Annotated in this window: 1 protein-coding gene; it reads left to right on the top strand. The window is 45.5% G+C overall.

The features are described 5' to 3' along the window. Nucleotides 1-4,509, top strand: a 4,509-nt coding sequence (locus L976_RS12285) for a PAS domain S-box protein (RefSeq protein WP_081990960.1), incomplete at both ends; no start/stop codon positions are given.

Genomic DNA, 4,509 nt, shown 5'->3' on the forward strand with positions numbered 1-4,509 from the left:
CTCTCGATTGCAATTATTACTCGAACACGCTCAAACAAATACTCAAGGGCTTGCTGATTTTATTGGTTTTTTGGCTGACAAGAATGATATTAACGATTCTGATAAGCTGCAAAAAGTCTTAACTAATCGCCTCGAGCGTAACCCCGATTTTTATGGTTCTGCCGTTGCCTTTAAACCGGGCACTTTTCTCAATAAAAAACTTTTTTCTCCCTATGTATACCGCAGTGGTAATAGTTTCCATTATTTAGATATTGGCGCCGAGGGGTACGATTATACCGATGGGACTTGGGATTGGTGGACGCAAGCCATCAATAAAGTCGAAGGTTATTGGTCAAAAGCCTATTTCGACGAGGGTGCTGGTAATACTTTAATGATTACTTATGCGGTTCCTTTTGGAGTGCAGCCGAATTATTTTGGGGTTACAACCGTTGATTTGGCTTTAGATAGATTACCTGAGCAACTAGGGATAGCCCCTAATCGGCTGATGATATTAGATGAGCAGGGTCGGCTTATCTTTCATGGTGATAAAGAAAAGGTTTTAGCCACATCAGTCTCGGAATGGCTGGATAAAGGAAATCACAAAAATAATGCCTTTGGCGCTTTGCTGGAAGATGGGATGACTGGGCAAGCCAGTTTTGTTGATGATACTGGTACAGTTTATCTTGCCAGCATTGCAGAAGTGGCAAAGTTAAAATGGCACGTGGTTGTTATGGTGCCACAACAGGAGTTATTTACCTCGCTACTGGACGATATTTCCTCAGTTGTCCTCAACTTAAGTTTATTAACCTTACTGCTGTTATTGACCTGCTATATCGCCGCTAAACGGTTAACTCGTCCACTGGAAACCCTTGAATCCGGTATTTTGGCTTTCGGTCAAGGTAAAACACAGCAGTTGGTTATCCCTAAAGGGGCGATTAGCGAGATAGTGACCTTAAGTGAAACCTTTAACAAAATGGCAGATCTGCTTGCTCAGCGTGAGCAAGCTATTTTAGATTCCCGCGGTAACCGCTTCGCTCGCTTGATCGACGGTATGAGCGATAAATCCTTTTATTGCTCACTTGATCCTGACGGACAACTTGCACAGGTCAGTGAAGGGGTGACCAAAGTATTGGGCATACCGCCCGAATTACTTAAGCGCAAATATCAAAGATTGTTTTCGGCCAACCCCCTTAATGAGAAAAACTGGGAATACACCGATCTGGCACTCAAAGGGCAGAACGTCCCTTCACATCAAGTTGAACTCATCGATTCAAAAGGTCAGTCAAGGCGGCTCGATGTTTTTATGCAGCCTTTAGTGTCAGATACTGGCGAGTTAATGTCAGTGGAGATGCTATTTACCGATGTGACAGAGCAATTTTCCGCCGCTGCTTGGTCTAGCGCGGTACTTGAGGCCGCACCTGAGGCCATGCTGATTGTCGATCAGAGTGGCCAAATAGTATTTAGCAATAGTCGCTGTCAGCAGCTGTTTGGTTATGACGCAAAAGCTATGTTGGGATTACAAATTGAAGCTTTGCTACCCGAAGATTTAAGGAGTCCCCATGCCAAAGAAAGATTACAGTTTCTACGTGAGGGGCGTGATAGGCCGATGGCAAATGCACGCCATGTGCGGGCGCTTAAGTCTGATGGGGATGAGTTTGTTGCCGAAATCGCCTTAAGTATTTTACCGAGTGATTTTGATGGTCGTCGCCAAGTGGCCGCATCGATCCGTGATATGACCCAAAAAATAGCGGTTGAACAAAAAATCCGTGATAGTGAAGTTCGCTTCCGTGGTTTGGTGACCAATATTCCAGGGGCTGTCTACCGCACTCGCATCGGCGAGGAGTGGGTGATGGAATATGTCAGTGACAATATTGCCGATATTACCGGTTATGCCGCGAGCCAGTTTATTGAGAATCGTCAACGTAGCTTTGCTTCATTGATTTTGGAGGAAGATCGCGAGCTGTGTCATCAGCATATTGATAGAGCCCTCGCGCAGCAGGAAACCTTTGAGGTGGAATATCGTATTCGCCACCGTGACGGCAGCATCCGTTGGGTGCATGAAAAGGGCAAGGCGAGTTATACCGAAGAGGGTTTTCCCCTATGGTTTGACGGCAGTATTGACGATATAACCAAGAGTAAGTTAGCCATCGTCGAGCTTGAAGCCTCAAGGTTGCAATTAACCAATATCACTGAGTCTATTCCTTGTACTGTGTATCAATTGCGCTGGGTTTCTCCTAGCGATCGCCGTTTTACCTTCCTTTCTGGCGCAGCATTTCACATGTTGGGCTTACACCGCGAAGATTTACTCAGTAACTTTAATATTATTGCTGAGCGGATTTTTGATGAGGAACGACCAGAAGTTATACGCGCGCTCGAGGGAATGAGTGACGATAAATTAAGCTGGATCCGCGAGTTCCGCTATCGTCATCCTAATGGTGGCATTCGCTGGATGGAAGCCGGAGCCAGTGGTCATTATGCCGATGATGGCGCCATTATCTGGAATGGCTATGTGATGGATGTGACTGAACGCAAGTCTATTGAAGAAGAACTTGCGGTCAGTGAGGCGCACTTTAAGGCCTTATTTGATGGGGCAACCATTGGTATCGTGAATGTCGATATCAAAGGACTTATCCTCGATTGTAATGATCAATTCTGTGAGGATATGGGGCTGAGCCGTAATGAATTACGTAGTACGCCTATTTTTGATGTCTTGAGTGCACAGGATAAAGAAGTTGCAAAAGCGCAGTTTAAGGAACTTGTAGAAGGTAAAGTTGATCACTATCGAGGGGAAAGAAGCTTTATTCGTCCCTCCGGTGAGCATTTATGGATGACAGTCAACGTTTCAAGCTTATTGGACAGCCAGAACCAATTTGAGTCAGCTGTGGTAAGCATGGTCGATATGACTGAGTTAAAACTGCTTTCAGAACAATTGCTTGTTGCCAAGGAAGAGGCTGATGCCGCCAGTAAGGCAAAAGGCGACTTCCTCGCGAATATGTCCCATGAAATCCGCACGCCAATGAATGCCATTATCGGGATGTCGCAACTTTGCTTACAGACCGATCTAGACAAAAAACAGAAAAATTATCTCGAAAAAATTGAGCGCGCATCGCAATCTTTATTATCAATCATTAACGATATCCTTGATTTTTCTAAGATTGAAGCTGGCAAGCTTGATATCGAAAATGTGCCTTTTCAACTCGATACCATGCTTGAAGATTTGAGCGATATCTTCTCCGAAAGGGCGGCTCAAAAGCAGATTGAATTGCTGTTTGCTGTCGCACCCAATGTTCCACGTTATCTGCTTGGCGATCCGTTGCGGTTGGGGCAAGTGCTGATCAACCTAATGAATAATGCGATCAAATTTACCGAAAGAGGAGAGGTATTACTGTCCCTCAGCTTGGTCGAGCAGCAAAACGATGATGTCATATTACGTTGTAGTGTGCGTGACAGTGGCATTGGGTTAACCCATGAACAACAAGCCAAACTGTTTAAGTCGTTTACGCAAGCAGACACGTCTACTACCCGTAAATATGGTGGTACAGGATTAGGGCTGGCGATTTGTAAACAACTGGTTGAATTAATGGGGGGAAGTATCGGGGTCGAAAGCCAGCAAGGCCATGGCAGTACTTTCTTTTTTACCGTCAAATTGCGCATCTCCAGTGGACAAAAGCTCATCGTAGGTCAAGAGCTTGAAGGTATGCCAGTATTAGTTGCCGACGACAATGCCACCGCAAGGGACATTATGCGAACCACTCTAGAGAGCATGGGCTTTCAAGTGGATACCGTGCGTTCTGGCGACGAGGCGGTGATGCGGTGCAGTCAGCAGGATTATGCAGTGGCATTGATTGATTGGAAAATGCCACATCTTGATGGGCTCGAAACCGCAAAACAAATCCTGCAACGGGCAAAAAAAGCGCCGCGGATCTTGATGGTATCAGCCCATGCGAATCAAGATTTCTTGACCCAAATCGAGCAACTTGGGTTAGCGGGCTACATCAGCAAACCTATCAGCGCATCAAGATTGCTTGATGGCATTATGAACGCACTTGGTCGCGCAGGGTTCCTACCCGTCAGGCGCTATCAAGACAGTATTGCGCCTGAGTTATTATTGCCCCTTAAAGGTAAGCGTATTCTGTTAGTCGAAGATAACGAAATGAACCTTGAGGTGGCGACCGAATTTTTAGAGCAAGTGGGGATTATTTTATCCATTGCCACCAACGGCCAAATTGCGTTGGATAAGTTAGCTCAGCAGAGCTTTGATTTGGTATTGATGGATTGTCAAATGCCAGTGATGGATGGTTATCAGGCAACAAAAGCACTGAGACAAAGGCCCGAGTTAGCACAATTACCTGTGATAGCAATGACCGCCAATGCCATGGCTGGCGACAAGGAAATGTGTTTAAGAGCGGGAATGAATGATCATATCGCCAAGCCGATAGAGGTTAACTTACTGTATCAAACCCTCCTAAAATATTTAGGTGCACCGTTACCGCCTCAAGAGCTTATTAATGATTCACCCAAGCCTGTGAA

The organism is Shewanella sp. ZOR0012 (assembly GCF_000798835.1).
Taxonomy (GTDB): Bacteria; Pseudomonadota; Gammaproteobacteria; order Enterobacterales; family Shewanellaceae; genus Shewanella; species Shewanella xiamenensis.